This window comes from Pseudomonas sp. TMW22089 (assembly GCF_022496645.1).
Taxonomy (GTDB): Bacteria; Pseudomonadota; Gammaproteobacteria; order Pseudomonadales; family Pseudomonadaceae; genus Aquipseudomonas; species Aquipseudomonas paraversuta.
In genome coordinates this window covers 72,545-87,745 of the sequence record NZ_SCFG01000018.1, presented here as the reverse complement: position 1 = coordinate 87,745, position 15,201 = coordinate 72,545, and the positions used below count along the sequence as shown (strand labels likewise).

The 15,201-nt window shown below is 60.4% G+C and carries 13 protein-coding genes, 1 tRNA gene and 1 pseudogene; 5 read left to right on the top strand and 10 right to left on the bottom strand.

What is annotated here, in order from left to right; genetic code table 11:
- Nucleotides 1-193: 193 nt before the first annotated feature.
- Nucleotides 194-270, bottom strand: a tRNA-Val gene (locus tag EQV90_RS16215).
- A gap of 184 nt (nucleotides 271-454) precedes the next feature.
- Between EQV90_RS16215 and EQV90_RS16210 the strand changes: the two genes are divergently transcribed.
- A complete protein-coding gene (locus EQV90_RS16210; protein WP_240878402.1) occupies nucleotides 455-1,738 on the top strand; it encodes an FAD-binding oxidoreductase in 1,284 nt (427 codons plus the stop codon).
- A 109-nt stretch (nucleotides 1,739-1,847) separates the two neighbouring features.
- Here EQV90_RS16210 and EQV90_RS16205 read toward each other — a convergent pair whose 3' ends face one another.
- Nucleotides 1,848-2,528: a peptidase C39 family protein gene (locus tag EQV90_RS16205; protein WP_240878401.1), complete on the bottom strand. Its 681-nt coding sequence runs from the start codon at nucleotides 2,526-2,528 to the stop codon at nucleotides 1,848-1,850.
- Nucleotides 2,529-2,751: 223 nt separating this feature from the next.
- Here EQV90_RS16205 and EQV90_RS16200 point away from each other — a divergent pair, with 223 nt between their 5' ends.
- The gene (locus tag EQV90_RS16200; protein WP_003447354.1) at nucleotides 2,752-2,919 is read left to right on the top strand and encodes a hypothetical protein; all 168 of its coding nucleotides are present in this window, start codon (nucleotides 2,752-2,754) and stop codon (nucleotides 2,917-2,919) included.
- 97 nt (nucleotides 2,920-3,016) lie between these two features.
- Here the strand turns inward: EQV90_RS16200 and EQV90_RS16195 are convergent, their stop codons facing one another.
- Nucleotides 3,017-3,772: a TerC family protein gene (locus EQV90_RS16195; protein ID WP_003447353.1), complete on the bottom strand. Its 756-nt coding sequence runs from the start codon at nucleotides 3,770-3,772 to the stop codon at nucleotides 3,017-3,019.
- 30 nt (nucleotides 3,773-3,802) lie between these two features.
- Nucleotides 3,803-4,042, bottom strand: a complete 240-nt coding sequence (locus EQV90_RS16190) for a hypothetical protein (RefSeq protein WP_010656136.1) — start codon at nucleotides 4,040-4,042, stop codon at nucleotides 3,803-3,805.
- A 129-nt stretch (nucleotides 4,043-4,171) separates the two neighbouring features.
- Between EQV90_RS16190 and nhaR the strand changes: the two genes are divergently transcribed.
- Nucleotides 4,172-5,077, top strand: coding sequence for a transcriptional activator NhaR (gene nhaR, locus EQV90_RS16185; RefSeq protein WP_003447340.1), 906 nt, complete (start codon nucleotides 4,172-4,174; stop codon nucleotides 5,075-5,077).
- On the opposite strand, the gene EQV90_RS16180 is transcribed toward nhaR, so the two are convergent.
- Entirely contained in the window at nucleotides 5,074-6,231 is a 1,158-nt protein-coding gene (locus tag EQV90_RS16180) for an MFS transporter (RefSeq protein ID WP_003447339.1), read from the bottom strand. The two genes, nhaR and EQV90_RS16180, sit on opposite strands and share 4 nt — an antisense overlap.
- Before the next feature lie 368 nt (nucleotides 6,232-6,599).
- Here EQV90_RS16180 and sstT point away from each other — a divergent pair, with 368 nt between their 5' ends.
- The gene (sstT, locus tag EQV90_RS16175) at nucleotides 6,600-7,823 is read left to right on the top strand and encodes a serine/threonine transporter SstT (RefSeq protein WP_240878400.1); all 1,224 of its coding nucleotides are present in this window, start codon (nucleotides 6,600-6,602) and stop codon (nucleotides 7,821-7,823) included.
- Nucleotides 7,824-7,915: 92 nt separating this feature from the next.
- On the opposite strand, the gene EQV90_RS16170 is transcribed toward sstT, so the two are convergent.
- The 3 genes and pseudogenes from EQV90_RS16170 to EQV90_RS16160 all read right to left on the bottom strand — a co-directional run bounded on the left by EQV90_RS16170 (nucleotide 7,916) and on the right by EQV90_RS16160 (nucleotide 10,250).
- Entirely contained in the window at nucleotides 7,916-8,425 is a 510-nt protein-coding gene (locus tag EQV90_RS16170; protein ID WP_235972512.1) for a DUF1993 domain-containing protein, read from the bottom strand.
- A 135-nt stretch (nucleotides 8,426-8,560) separates the two neighbouring features.
- Nucleotides 8,561-9,070, bottom strand: a pseudogene (locus tag EQV90_RS16165) (nucleotidyltransferase family protein); the annotation flags it as partial.
- Nucleotides 9,054-10,250 (bottom strand): XdhC/CoxI family protein, encoded by a 1,197-nt coding sequence (locus EQV90_RS16160; protein ID WP_010656140.1) that lies wholly within the window; start codon nucleotides 10,248-10,250, stop codon nucleotides 9,054-9,056. The gene EQV90_RS16160 and the pseudogene EQV90_RS16165, both read right to left, overlap by 17 nt.
- A gap of 108 nt (nucleotides 10,251-10,358) precedes the next feature.
- On the opposite strand from EQV90_RS16160, the gene EQV90_RS16155 reads away from it, so the two are divergent.
- A complete protein-coding gene (locus tag EQV90_RS16155; RefSeq protein WP_240878399.1) occupies nucleotides 10,359-11,018 on the top strand; it encodes a TetR/AcrR family transcriptional regulator in 660 nt (219 codons plus the stop codon).
- Here the strand turns inward: EQV90_RS16155 and EQV90_RS16150 are convergent.
- Together EQV90_RS16150 and EQV90_RS16145 are read right to left on the bottom strand one after the other, a co-directional pair.
- Nucleotides 11,012-14,575, bottom strand: coding sequence for a molybdopterin cofactor-binding domain-containing protein (locus EQV90_RS16150; protein ID WP_240878403.1), 3,564 nt, complete (start codon nucleotides 14,573-14,575; stop codon nucleotides 11,012-11,014). The genes EQV90_RS16155 and EQV90_RS16150 overlap by 7 nt on opposite strands.
- A gap of 14 nt (nucleotides 14,576-14,589) precedes the next feature.
- Entirely contained in the window at nucleotides 14,590-15,078 is a 489-nt protein-coding gene (locus EQV90_RS16145; RefSeq protein ID WP_240878398.1) for a (2Fe-2S)-binding protein, read from the bottom strand.
- Nucleotides 15,079-15,201 lie beyond the last annotated feature (123 nt).

Below are 15,201 nucleotides of genomic sequence, written 5' to 3'. Positions count from 1 at the left end.
CGACTTGGTCGACGACCGACAATTTAAAGGTCAGCGTGTAGTCTCGCTGACTACGCCTTTTACTTGTCTCCATTACGCCCTCCTGAAAATAGATCAGAAGGTGTAAACCTTATTCAGGACGGGACACAGACAACAAAAAAGGGCCCACCTTTCGGTGAGCCCTTCTAGACCGCCCAGCAGAGCGGATTTTGTTTGGTAGGCGCGATTGGACTCGAACCAACGACCCCCACCATGTCAAGGTGGTGCTCTAACCAACTGAGCTACGTGCCTGCTGTGGGGTCGCATTCTATAGATTTGCGGAGGGGTGTCAACACCTTTTTTGCAGCTAACTCTATGAATAGTCGAATTATTTATAGGAGACGCAAAAAACCGCTTCCGCAGGTGGCTAGCCGCTGGATTTCAACTCAGGTAGCATCGCCCTTACTCGTCAAATATATTAAACAGAGGCTGCAGAATGTCGAACACCCCCTACCCCCAGTCTTACTATGCAGCTTCTGCCAATCCGGTTCCCGAACGCCCCGCCCTGCAGGAGGAGATCGAGACTGACGTCTGTGTCATCGGCGCTGGCTATACCGGGCTGTCGAGCGCGCTGTTTTTGCTGGAGAACGGGTTCAGGGTCACGGTTCTGGAAGCCGCAAAGGTCGGTTTCGGCGCGTCTGGTCGCAATGGCGGGCAGATTGTTAATAGTTACAGCCGTGACATTGATGTCATCGAGCGGACGGTGGGGGCCAAGCAGGCGCAGCTGTTGGGGAAAATGGCGTTTGAAGGCAGCAAGATCATCCGCGAGCGGGTGGCCAAATATCAAATTCAGTGCGACTTGAAAGACGGCGGTGTGTTTGCCGCCATCACTGCCAAGCAGATGGGTCATCTGGAAGCACAGAAGAAGCTCTGGGAGCGTTATGGCAATACGCAACTGGAGCTGCTGGATCAGCGCCGGATTCGTGAAGTGGTCGCCTGTGACCAGTATCAGGGCGGGCTGCTGGACATGAGTGGCGGCCATATTCATCCACTCAACCTGGCTCTCGGCGAAGCCGCAGCCGTTGAGTCACTGGGCGGTACGATTTACCAGCAATCACCGGCCATCCGCATTGAGCGCGGCGCCAACCCGGTGGTGCATACGCCTCAAGGCAAGGTCCGCGCCAAATTCATCATCGTTGCCGGTAACGCATATCTGGGTAATTTGGTGCCCGAGCTGGCAGCCAAATCGATGCCATGCGGCACTCAGGTGATCACTACCGAGCCCTTGAGTGATGAGCTGGCCAAGACCCTTCTGCCACAAGACTATTGCGTCGAAGACTGTAACTACTTGCTCGACTACTATCGATTGTCGGGGGACAAGCGCCTGATTTTCGGCGGCGGAGTAGTGTATGGCGCGCGAGACCCGGCCAATATCGAGGCGATTATTCGCCCGAAGATGCTGAAAGCCTTTCCGCAACTCAAGGATGTGAAGATCGACTACGCGTGGACCGGCAATTTCCTGCTGACTCTTTCGCGCCTACCCCAGGTGGGCCGTATCGGTGACAACATCTATTACTCGCAGGGTTGCAGCGGGCACGGGGTGACATATACCCATCTGGCCGGCAAGGTGCTGGCCGAAGCCTTGCGCGGCCAGGCCGAGCGCTTCGATGCCTTCGCCGATCTTCCGCACTACCCTTTCCCCGGCGGCCAGTTATTGCGTACACCGCTGACCGCTTTGGGGGCGTGGTACTACAGCCTGCGTGACAAGTACGGCTTTTAATTTACTTTGTGCAACCCGGGGAGCTGGCTGGCCGGCGATGCAGACGGCGCTGATGGCCCCCGTGAGGCCATCGCGGGCCAGCCCGCCTCCCAGACGATGGCTGTGACCGTTATTCCCCCGAGTTCTCCAGGGCTTTGACGGCCCGGGCTCCAGCCTGCTCCTGACCCGAACGGGACAGGTCGTTGGCCGCTTTCAACCAGCGCGCCTTGTCGACATTGGCCGGCAGTTGCTCGGGCGACAGAATCAGCACCGCCCAGCCTCCGGCATCTTTCCAGGCCGACTCAAACTTGTTGAAGTCCATCAGCCGTCGCCGCTCCATACCGGCACGCAACAGCACGGTGTGCTTGGTGCGGTTATAACCCACCAGCATTGCGTAGCGCGGTTCAGACCAGACTGTACCGTCGCTGAAGCGCAGCATCACCGGATAACCCGCAGCCACCTGGGCCAATAGCGCCGAAAGGGAGGTGTCCAATGGATACACCAGCAACCCGTACCCCGCCGCCAGTTGCTGCATGTTGTCTTGCAGGGATGCTTCGGCATCCGGCAGCTTCAATGGTTTGAGCAGCAGGCCCGGGGTAATTCTGATGCGCTGCTCGCCAAACATGCTGGCCAGCACCTGCGGACCACTTTGATTGGCATTGCCGCGAAAAAATGGCACGCCATTGAGTTCGACCCGTTCCGGCAGGCGACGAAGCTCAGGCGGCTCGACACTGGCACACCCCACCACCGCCAGCGCAAGTACCGCCAGCAACCACAGCCGCACCGATCTTGATCCCGTCACTGCCTGCATATTCCCTCGCCTTGAATGAGCACCGGCCCCGAGGCCCGGCATGGCCGTCGATCATAGGATGCCATCAAGCGCAGGTATAGCCTTAAGCTCCAGCGAGATCACCGGGATAGAACAAATCAGTTGGTCCAGCACGACCTTTGGTCAATAGACTGCAACACTACCCGCGCTAGACTGTCAGTTGCTTAGTGTGTGTTTGTGCCCATTGTGGGCAAAGGAGGCACTGATGAGCCCGACATTGACCATTATCCTGCTAATCACCGGCTGGCTGGCCGTTGCCGCCGCAATGCTCTGGGGACTGATGCGCATCAGCCGTCATCATCACCCGCAGGTACAGCCCAAGCTGCAAGTCCCGCCTGAAAAACCCGTGACTGGCACTGCAAACGCCCACTAGGGCGGTTGACGTCTGGTTGTGACCGCGACAAAAACCCTGCTACAAAAAAGGCCGTCCCCCTGCACAGGGTGGACGGCCTTTGAGTTACAGCTGCAGATTACTTCAGCAGAGCAGCCTGGCGTTTTTCCCGAACCCGCCGCGCCACAATGTTGAGGGTTTCCACCGTGGCGGAGAATGCCATCGCGGCATATACATAGCCCTTGGGTACATGAGCACCAAAGCCTTCAGCGATCAGGGTCATGCCGATCATGATCAGGAAGGCCAGCGCCAGCATCACCACGGTCGGGTTCTCATTGATGAACTTGGCCAGAGGCTCCGAAGCCAGCAACATCACCAGCACCGCCACCACTACGGCAATCACCATGATCGGCAAGTGCTCGGTCATGCCCACCGCAGTAATAATGCTATCGATGGAGAACACCAGGTCCAGCATCAAGATTTGCCCGATAGCAGCCGCAAAGCCCAGCGCCACCTTGGACGAGACGCCGGTGGTTTTATCCTCGACCTCAGGGCTCATGCTGTGGTGGATTTCACTGGTCGCCTTCCACACCAGGAACAGACCACCGGCAATCAGGATCATGTCTTTCCAGGAGAAAGCCTGGCCCAGCACTTCAAACACGGGCGTCGTCAGCTGCACGATGTAAGCGATAGTGCCCAGCAGGCCCAGACGCAGGATCAACGCCATGCCAATCCCGATACGGCGCGCCTTGGTGCGATACGCCTCAGGCAGCTTGTTGGTCAAAATCGAGATAAAGATCAGGTTATCGATGCCCAGCACGATTTCCATCACGATCAACGTGGCCAGCGCGACCCAGGCTGCGGGGCTGGCAGCCAGTTGTAAAAGATATTCCATAGGTGTGTTCTGACTCTGGTTTAAGACAAGTTAAATCGCTTGGGACGACTCTTTGCGTTCTTGCTCAGGCTGTTCTTTTTCCACCTGAGAGCCGGTGGCTTCGCTGAGTGCCTGTTCTGCCGCCTTGTGGGTGTCATCAATCGCCTGCTTGGCCGTTTCAGCGGTTTTGCTCAACATTTGTTGCGCCGCTTTTTCCGCCTGATCACAACCGCCCAGCAGTAGCAGGCCTGCTGCTACCAATGCCAATGCACCTGCTTTCTTCATGTTCATCTCGCTTTCCTCTCTAAAACGGCGGCCCACTGCATGGCTCGCGAATAACGCGGGATTCTAGAGAGATAAATACTTCAGGAAAATTCGTATTTTTAAGGGCTATACTTCGATTTTTACGAAGTATTCAGCATGCTTAACTATCGCCAGCTCCATTACTTCTGGGTGGTCGCCAAAACCGGCAGCATTGTTCGAGCCTGCGAGCAATTGAACCTCACCCCGCAAACCATCAGCGGGCAAATAAGCCTGCTGGAAGACACCTACGGCTTGCCGTTATTTCGCCGGGTCGGTCGCCAGCTGGAACTGACAGAGACCGGGCGTCAGGTCCTGCCTTATGCCGAGCAGATTTTTCAGCTCGGCAACGACCTGCAAAGCATGCTGCGCATGGCCCCCAAGGAGCAGCAGATTCTGTTCCGGGTGGGTGTGGCCGATGTGGTGCCCAAGTCGATTGTTTATCGCCTGATCGCTCCCACCATGGAGCTGGACAAGCCGATCCGCATTACCTGCCGCGAAGACAAGCTCGACCGGCTACTGGCGGATCTGGCCATTCAACGTCTGGACCTGGTGATTTCCGACAGCCCGATGCCCTCCCACCTCGATATCAAAGGCTTGAGCCAAAAGCTGGGTGAATGCGGCATCAGTTTTTTTGCCACTGCCACCCTGGCCCGCAACTATGGGGAAAACTTCCCCCATTGCCTGAACGGCGCCCCACTGCTGATCCCCGGGCCTGAAACCGTGATCCGCAGCCGCTTGTTGCGCTGGCTGGCAGAACAGAAAATCCAGCCGCGAATCGTCGGTGAGTTCGATGACAGTGCCTTGATGCAAGCGTTTGGTCAGTCCGGCATCGGGGTATTTATCGCCCCCAGCGTGATCGCCCAGGAAGTCATGCGCCAATTCGATGTGGAGCTGATCGGCCAGACCGAGGCGGTTACCGAATCGTTTTACGCCATCACTGTCGAGCGCAAGAGCCGGCACCCTGGCATCGTTGCAATTACCGAGGGCGCTCGACGCGAGTTGTTCACCCCGGCCAGCGATTAAGCGCAGGCCGCGGCCCGTGGTTTTGCAGACATCAGCACCAGCGCGAGCACGATCGACAGCAGGATAAAACCGGCGGCAGCCAGGCCCAGGCTGCCCAGGCCGTAGCTGTCAATCACCCGGCCGCCGACCATCGCCCCCAAACCTATACCCAGGTTGCCCCCGGCAATATTCAACGACGCGGCAAACGCAGGGGCCTGGGGCGCAATCTTCATCAGCCGGACATGGCTGACCAAAAACAGCGCCGACTGGGTAATCCCCCAAATCGCCAGCGCCGCTGCCAGAGCCAGCGAAGAGTGAATACTCGGCACCAACGCCAGCAGCGCGCCGATCATAAAGGCGCTAAACACCATCGATGCGATGAGCGGATGACGATCCACCATGCGCCCGCCCAACGAGTTGCCGATCAAGCCCACCGCGCCAAAGCCCATCAGGCACCAGCCAACGAGGGTGCCATCAAAGCCCGCCAGACGCTCCAGGATGTCGGCCAGATAGGTGTAGGCCGTAAACATGCCGCTGAATACCAGCACCGACAGCACGATATGGCCAATCACCAGCGGGCTGCGCAACATGCCCAGTTGCGAGCGCAGGCTGGCGTTGGCCCTCACCACGTGGGTCGCCGGCAAGTACAGCCACAGCAGCAAGGCCTTGGCCAGGGCAACCACCGCGAGGATGGAGAACGCACTGCGCCAGCCCCAGGCATCGGAGATCAGGGTGCCGACCGGGATCCCGAATACGGTTGCGCAGACAATCCCGAAACCGATTTTGGCAATCGCCCGCCCGGCGTACTCCGGCCCTACTATGTCTACCGCAGTTTCGCTGGCCAGGGCCCAAAACACCGGCAAGCCCAAAGCCGGCAATAACCGTGCAAAGCCCATCACCCAAATATTGGGGGCCAGCGCCGCGAGGGTATTGGCGAAGGCGAACATCAACAGGATCGTAATAAACAGCGGCTTGCGCTTGAAACGCGCAAAGTAAGCGGTCAAAAACGGCCCCAGGGCCGCGACCGTAAAGGCGAACAGGGTCACCAGCAAACCGGCCTGGGGCACGCTGACCTCAAGATCGCGGGCAATTGCGGGCAGCAGGCCGACAATGATGAACTCGGTGGTGAGCACGGTAAAACCGGCCGCAGACAGCAGCAGGATGGGCAACAGCATGAAGGGCTCCAGAAACGGCAACGCCAGCGAAAGCCGATTCAGGCCCGCCGGTTTAAAGAAAAGTGAGGATGGGCAATAGTAACAGAATGAGTAAACCCAAGAACACGCCGCTCCCCTGCAGAGAAGAGCAGGCGCGGGTGTGGCAGATTGCCTCTGAAGCGCGAAGCGCCTCCGGCACTATGCTAAAGTCCGCCCCCGCCAGGATTCTGCCGGACAGACCACTCGGCACGGGTGATTAACCTCAGCTGCCGACCCTGCTTTACTCAACAGGTTTTAACCCGCCGACCGACATCGATCTGCCTGCCCGTTTGTTGCAGATCGCTCCAACGTTGTTCAGTGCACGGCCCAAAACAACTAGAGATACCCTTATGACTGACGCTCCACCTACCCTGCTGCAAAAGCTCACACGCACCAGCCTGGTCACCCAGATCATGATTGGCCTGATTGCCGGTATTTTGCTGGCCTGGCTTGCGCCTGCTGCTGCACTTTCGGTGGCCTTTATCGGCAAGGTGTTCGTCAGCGCCTTGAAAGCCGTGGCGCCGATCCTGGTGTTTGTGCTGGTCATGGCATCCATTGCCAACCACAAGCACGGGCAAGAAACCCATATTCGCCCGATCCTGGTGCTTTACCTGTTCGGTACCTTTGCCGCCGCCGTCGTGGCCGTCATCGCCAGCATGCTGTTCCCCTCTAACCTGGTACTGGCGACGGAAAATGTCGCCATTGCCGCCCCGGGCGGGATCAGCGAAGTCATGCAAAGCCTGTTGCTGAGCGTGGTCGACAACCCGGTCAGCGCGCTGATGAACGCCAATTTCATCGGCATTCTGGCCTGGGCCATCGGCATGGGCATTGCCATTCGCCATGCCGGTGATACCACCCGCACCGTACTCAGCGACCTTTCCAATGGCGTCACCCTGATCGTGCGCGTGGTCATCCGCTTTGCACCACTGGGGATTTTCGGCCTGGTGGCCTCGACGCTCGCCAGTTCAGGTTTCGGTGCCCTGCTGGGTTACCTGCACCTGCTGGCCGTGCTGATTGGCTGCATGCTGTTCGTGGCTCTGGTGATGAACCCGTTGATCGTGCTCTGGAAACTGCGCCGCAACCCGTACCCGCTGGTGTTCCTGTGCTTGCGCGAAAGCGGGATTACCGCGTTCTTCACCCGCAGTTCGGCGGCCAACATTCCCGTGAACATGGCACTGAGCGAGCGTCTGGGTCTGCATGAAGACACCTACTCGGTATCGATCCCCCTGGGCGCGACCATCAACATGGCAGGTGCCGCGATCACCATCACGGTCTTGAGCCTGGCCGCAGTTCACACCCTGGGCATTGCAGTCGACATTCCGACCGCGATTTTGCTGAGCGTGGTGGCAGCCATTTGTGCCTGTGGCGCATCGGGTGTGGCGGGAGGTTCGCTGTTGCTGATCCCTCTGGCATGCAGCCTGTTCGGCATCCCGAGCGAGATTGCCATGCAAGTGGTGGCCGTGGGCTTCATTATCGGCATCCTGCAGGACTCCGCCGAAACCGCGCTGAACTCGTCCACCGACGTACTCTTTACTGCGGCGGCCTGCATGGCCGAGGAAAAACCGGCGTCCTGATGACGCCGGCGATGTAAGCGCTGACGAGGTATCGCGGTTCGGGGGGTACCCGATCGCAGCCTCGCTCCTCGTCAGCGATTACTGTATTGCGATCAGAACGCGCCCATGTAGTCGCGCTTGCCGACTTCAACGCCATTGTGGCGCAGGATCGCGTAAGCAGTGGTCACGTGGAAGAAGAACTGCGGCAGGCCGTAGGTCAGCAGGTAAGCCTGACCGGTGAAGCGTTTTTCTTTCGGCGTGCCCTGACGGGTGATGATTTCGATGCCTTCCTTGCCGTCGATCTGCTCAGGCTTGATCCCGTCGACAAACGCCAGAACCTTGCTGATCAGCGCTTGCAGGTCAGCAAAGGTCACTTCGCTGTCGTCGTACTTCGGCAGTTCGATTTCAGCCAGACGGGCCGAAACACCCTTGGCGAAATCAACCGCGATTTGCACCTGACGCACCAGCGGGAACATGTCCGGCGCCAGACGCGCTTGCAGGAAAACACTTGGATCGATGTTCTTGGCCGTGGCGTGCGCCTCAGCCTTGGTCAGCACACCGCTGAGGGCGTTGAGCATTTGTTTGAACACGGGAATGGAAGCAGCGTACAGAGAGATAGTCATGAAAGTCTCGACAGTCTGTGGGCGGGAACGGGATGTGGGGCGATTATAGACACGCCTGTAGTCTTCGGGTGTATCAAGATCAACCATCACCCATTCACTGCACGTCTCTAGCGCAATGACTTGCTCGCGATACTGGCGTAAAAGCGGGCGGGCACCTTCATCACCGCCACACTCTCTTAGCCGCGGCAGACACTCGCTGGCCCACAGGACCGGGTTGCCGCGCTTGCCCTGGTAACTGGCCTGACACCCCATGACCCCGGGATTCCCGTGCAGGGCATCGACCAACTGATCAATGACCCCGGCCGTGACGCCGGGCATGTCTGCCAGGCAAAAAATCACCGCCTGCCGGTCACTGACCGCACTGGCACCGGCGCGCACCGAAGAGCCGATGCCTTCCCGGTAATCCATATTAAGCACAAATTCGACCGGCAGACCGGACAAGGCCTGACGAACATTCCCGGCTTCATGCCCGATGACCACCAGCACTTTCCCACAGCGCGATGCCAGCGCGGCCTGCACCACATGCCTGACCATCGCCTGGCCGGCAACCGGCAGCAGTAACTTGTTGCTGGCCCCCATGCGCCGACTCAGCCCCGCTGCCAGTACCACCGCCACGACCCCGGCCGGCTCACTGGCGACGGGCATCTCTTGCCTCCGGTGAGCGCGCTGACAGCGCTGCGTGTTGTGCATCTGCCGGGTCATGGATCCTGGCCTTGCGCAGCCTCAACATCCCGCCTTCGCGCTGATTAAGGCAGGCCGTGATTTCACTGACGATGGCCAGGGCGACGCTTTGCGGGGTATCGCCGCCCAGATCCAGCCCCATGGGATAATGCAGCTCAGCACGGGCTGCAGCTGCACCGCCGCCCATTTCGTCAAGCAGGCGCTCGGTGCGCTCTTTGGGCCCCAGTTGCCCGATATAGGCCGGGGCGCAGGCCAGAACACTCTGGAGCCAAAAACGGTCCTGACGGTAACTGTGGGTCATGATCACCACCGCCGCCCCATCAACCAGGGTGCGCAACGCGAACGGCTGGTCAATCGACGCCACCAGCACCTCCCTGGCCCCCGCAAAGCGTTCGGCCCGGGCAAAATTCGCCCGCCCGTCCACCACATGCACCTGCCAGTTCAGTTGCACGGCAAACCGCACCAGAGGCTGGGCGTCGTTACCTGCACCGAACACCACCAGCCGCCGCTGCGCAGGGATGTATTCCAGCAGCACTTCAACGGCCTGCGCCCCGCTTGCATAAATCATCCGCGACGATTTCTTGCGCTCGAGGGTGGCGAGTAAATCGGCCTGGACCCGGCTTTCAAGCACGTCACAGCAAAACCCCTGGCTGCTTCGCGACAACGCCGTCAGCCCCAGCCGCGCCCCCATTCTCGCCCCGCTGCCGGCCCCTGCCGCCAGTACGGTTGCCAGCGCGGCCGGCTGACCGGTGGCTCGCACGCCTTGCAGGACATCGGTCAGCAGCGACGGGGCGCCTGCTTCAAGCCGCTCCAGGAGCACATGCACCGTGCCGTTGCAGCCAAGACCAAAGGTCAGCGCGGCCCCCTCTTCATCGCTGTCATCCTCGTCGTGGGCCGCGGTGCTGTAGCGACGAATCACCGGCAGCCCGGACTCGGTCAGCCACCAGGCCTTGCGCACCAGCTCCTGCTCCAGGCAGCCGCCACTGACCGTACCCACCGCCTGCCCGTCCCGCGGTATCAGCATCCTGGCGCCCGGGCGCCGATAAGCCGAGCCTTCAACCTTGACCACGGTGGCCAGTACCACGGCGACATTGTTACTGTCGGCCTGGTCCAGAGCATCGAGCAAACCATACAAGTCAGACATGAGCGCCGCTCCCAACCTTATCCAGTTAATTGCCGTACCATCGACTGCAGTTTTTCGTCAGTTTTTTCTTCAGCCGCCGCGCAACACCTCATCGTGGAGGACAACAGCGTGAACAAAAAAACCGGTGTCCGGGCTCATCAGGCCGACCAGACAAAGGCGCGCATTCTCAAGGCCGCCGTGACCGTATTCGCCCGCGACGGCTATGCCGGCGGGCGCATCGAACAGATATCCAAAGAAGCCGAGTCCAACGACCGGATGATTTATTACTACTTTTCCAGCAAGGAAAATCTGTTCGTCCAGGTTCTGGAACACACCTACGAAGCCTTCAACCTGGCCGAAAGTACCTGCCGCCCGGACCTGTCCAGCCCCGTGGCAGCATTGCGCGAACAAGTCGCGTTTTTCTGGAACTACTACGTGAAACACCCGGAATTCGTCGCCATCCTCACCATTGAAAACCTGCATAAAGGCAGGCACGCCCGCCAGTCGCGCGAGCTCGGGCGCCTGTCGGCCACCACCGTGGGCGTGATCAGGCCAATCATCGAAGCCGGTCAGCGCATGGGCATTTTTCGCCTCGATGTGGAGATCAACCATGTCTATTTGATGATCGCTTCGCTGTGCTACTTCTATAACTCCAACCAACACACCCTCACCTCGTTCCTGGGTCAGGACCTCGCCGATAAAGGCCAGCAACAGGACTGGCTGGCCTTTATCAGCGATCTGGTCATACGCGGGGTCATGACCCTGCCCGGCGCCGCGAACTGTCAATGAGACCCGGGATTGGCCCGTATCTGCGCCACCTTCTGTTCCAGTGACTGCCATGCAGGCTCGGACGGGGCGAAACGCTGGCGCAGATAGGCCGTCAACTCGCTGATCTGGCGATTCGACAGACTGTCCTTGAAGCCGGGCATATAGCCGAGGTCCGCCGTCGCCGGGACGGGAATGCCTTGCAGGATCACTTTCAACAGGTTGTCGGGCAAGGCGCTGTGCAGGTTGCTGTTGCTCGCCAATGACGGGCTGACGCCAAACAGTTTCGGGCCCAGGCCATCGGCGTGGCAGCCCTGGCACGCACCCTCGAACACCCGCTGACCGTTACTCAATGCCAGCGTACTGACCTGGGGGGCCGCCGGGCCGGGTTCGGGTTGCGCCAGGGCATCGCCACTGAGTGAAGCCAGGTACACCGCCATGGCGCGCCGGTCGCTGTCGGGCAGCTTCGCCAGCTCGGTGACCACTGGCCCCATGGGCCCGGCCGCCACGCCATGGGCGTCGGTGTAGCCGGTGCTCAGGTAGCTGAACAGCTGATCTTCGGTCCAGGGGGTTGGAGCTTTGGACAGGCCATTGAGCGCCGGGGCTTCCCAGCCATCGACCATGCCGCCCGCCAGAAAGGCGCTGCCGCCCTTCTGCGCGCCCATCAGGTTGCGCGGCGAGTGACAGGCCGCGCAGTGGCCCAACCCATTGACCAGATAAGAACCGCGGTTCCATTGTGCACTGCGTTGCGGCTGCGCCTTGACCTCCCCTGAACGCAGAAAGATCGCGTTCCAGCCCGCCATCAGCGGGCGCAGGTTGAAAGGGAACTGCATGGCATTACTTGTGGCCGGCTGGCTGACCGGCGCCTGCGACATCAGATAGGCATACAGAGCCTGCATGTCGGCATCATCGATATTGCGAAAAGATGTATAGGGAAAGGCCGGATACAGATGCTTGCCGTCCCGGCTGATGCCTTCGCGCATGGCCCGCTCGAACGCTGTGTAAGACCACTTGCCGATGCCCGTCTCGGGGTCGGGGGTGATATTGGTGCTGTGCAGGGTGCCGAACGGCGTTTGCATCGCCAGCCCCCCGGCGTTGGTCACGCCACCCGGTGCGGTATGGCACACCGCACAATCCCCCACCGCCGCCAGCAGGCGTCCCCGCTCCAGCGTGGCCGCCGACCAGGTGCCCGCCAGGGGCGGTGTAATGGGGGCGATTTCTGCACGCCAGGGCAATGCAGTGGCGGCCATGCCGGCCAGGGCGCCGATACCGGCAATCAGGGGGGCAAACCACCACTTGGAGCGCTTGCCTTTGACTGGCTGCGGATCGACGGCGGCAGCGGCTTCGTCCTGGGAAAGCTTGAGTGCAGCCAATACCCGTTCGGGGGTAATCGGCAGCTCGCGAAAGCGGATCCCGGTGGCGTCATAAATGGCATTGGCGATCGCCGCCGCACTCGGCACCCCCGCTGATTCCCCGGCGCCCATGGGTGGTTCGTGCTGACGGGGCATCATCAGCACGTCGATTTTCGGCACCTGCTTGAAGGTCAAAATAGGATAGGCGCCCCACTCCTTGCTGCTGACGGTCGACTCTTCGAACGTGACCCGCTCTTTGAGCACACGGCTGGTGGCCTGGATCACATTGCCGTGGATCTGATGCCGGACACCCGCCGGGTTGACCATCATCCCGGCGTCATGCCCGATGACCACCCGCGTCACCGAAACTTCACCGCTGAGCCTGTCGACCGCCACATCGGCGACCCATGCCGCCCACGCCGCCCCGAACCCGGGGAACTTGCTGTGGATATACCGCGCATAGGCGAAACCGCGGCCACGCAAAATATTGTCCTGTTCAGGGGTTTGCATGGGCTCGGTGCGGGCCACCCACCCGGCTCGCGCGGCCGTGGCCCTGACCAGTTCGGCAGCGCGCTCATCGTGCAGATAGCGCAGGCGGTATTCGACCGGATCGACCTTGGCGGCAAACGCCAGTTCATCGATATAGGACTCGTGGGCAAACGTGTTGGGCAGTGCGGAAACCCCGCGCATCCACGACGCCCGCACGATGGGCGCCATGTCGTTGATGGTCACCCGCAGGTGCTCGAAATCGTACGGCGGGATGGAGGTGCGGTCGCCCATCTCGAACATTGCCGCCACCGGCTCGACGCGGCCCGTCAGCAGCAAGGCCAGGGTCGGCGCACCATTGGAGGGGTAGCTGGTCTGAAAGTCATAACCGGCGACCCCGCCATCGGCATTGATGCCGCCATCCACTTCCATCAATTGCGCCGAGCCCTTGGGCTCCCACACATGTTCCTGCTCCCGGGTCAGCTGCACCCGCACCGGCAAGCCCACCGCCCGGGACAACAACAGGGCATCGGCACACACGTCATCGGCGCAGTTACGCCCGTAACAACCCGCTGCCTCCATGCGAATGATCTCAATCCGCTCTTCCGGGTACTCCAGCAGCCATGCCAGATCCGCCCGCAACAGGTGCGGGTTTTGCGTGCCCGACCACACCCGTATCTGGTGTTCCTGATAATCCGCCAGGCCACAGGACGGGCCGATGGAGCCGTGGATCTGGTAAGGCCACAAATAGGTGCGGGGCATGCGTTCGCTGGCCTGGTCCAACGCCTGCTGAACGTTGCCCTTGTCCAGCACCACACGCCGGACCCGGGGGTTGTCACGGATGGCCTGCGCCACATCATCCATGTCCGGCAGTTTTTGCGTCCAGGCTTTCCAGCTGACTTTCAGCGCTTGCGCCGCCTTCACGGCCTGCTCTTCACGCTTGGCAACCACGCCGATAAAATCACCGATCACCACCACTTTGACGATGCCCGGAATGTGCGCAATGGACGACTCGTCCACGTGCAGCAGGCTTGTGCCGACAAACTCGCCACTGTCGAGCCCGGCATAGGGCGGGCGAATCACGCGGCCATGCAGCATGTCGGGCAGGCGCATATCATGCACATAGGTCAGCTCGCCGCTGGCCTTGGCCGGGATGTCCACCCGGGCCGAGGCCTTGCCTACCAGCCGGTAGTCTTCCACGGGTTTGAGCGGCGCATCGCCGGAAATGCCAAGCACATGGCGCTCCCCGGCCACCAGTTCGGCAAATGTCAGCTGGCGAGCGTCCGCACTGGTTATCACCCCGCTGTCCATCACTAATGACTGCGGCTCGACACCCAGACGCCGGGCTGCAAGATCGAGCAAAAAACGTCGCGCTTCGGCTGCCGCATTGCGCAAAGGGATGGCAGTGATCTGGATCGTGGCGCTGGCAATGGTCGCCCCCTGATTTGGCGCGCTGTCGGTATCGCCCAGCACCATGCATACCTGCTCCAGGGCCAGGTCCAGCTCTTCGGCCACGATCTGCGCCAGCGACGTGCGGATGCCGGTACCCAGGTCCACATGGCCGTTGAAGCCATAGACCTGCCCGTCATCGTTTACCGCAATGAACAGCCCCAGCTCCCTGGGCTTGAGTACAGGAACACCGCCTTTGGCCACGGGACCTGAAGGCGGCTGAATCTGATCAACCACCAGCAAGACGCCAGACTTGGCCAACAACTGATCACGGGTGAGCGTGGTAAGGGTCATAGTCATCAATCCGTTCAGGGCATTTGACGGGCGGCAAGCATGACCGCGCGAATGATTTCGAGATGGGTGCCGCAGCGACAGAGGTTGGCTGACAGTTCGTTTCGAACTTGCGCTTCGCTGGGGTGGGGAATGCGATCAAGCAGCGCCTTGGCGGTCATGATCATGCCGTTCATGCAGTAGCCGCATTGCGCAGCCTGCTCATCGATAAAGGCCTGCTGCACCAGGTGCGGCTGCGCCCGGCTGCCGAGGCCTTCAAGGGTGGTAATGGTGCGCCCCTCGGCACCGGACAACGGGAAGACACAGGAGCGGGCAGCCACCCCGTCAATGATCACCGTGCAGACACCGCACTCCCCCAGACCACAGCCATATTTAGGGCCGTTGAGCTGCAAGTCATTGCGCAGGATCAGCAACAGCGGGGTATCGGCCATGGCACTGACCACGACAGGCTGGCCGTTGACGTGCAGTGTTACCGTTCTGACAGGCGCAAGGGTGTGATCGCTCATTCAAGGCTTCCCCAAGTAACATCGTCCGCACTGTTGGAGGCGGATCTTATTAAGTGTTTACTTCATGAAACAGGCGTAACAAAGGCCTGCACAGGCAGACCCTGATTCACTCCGGTTTTGATG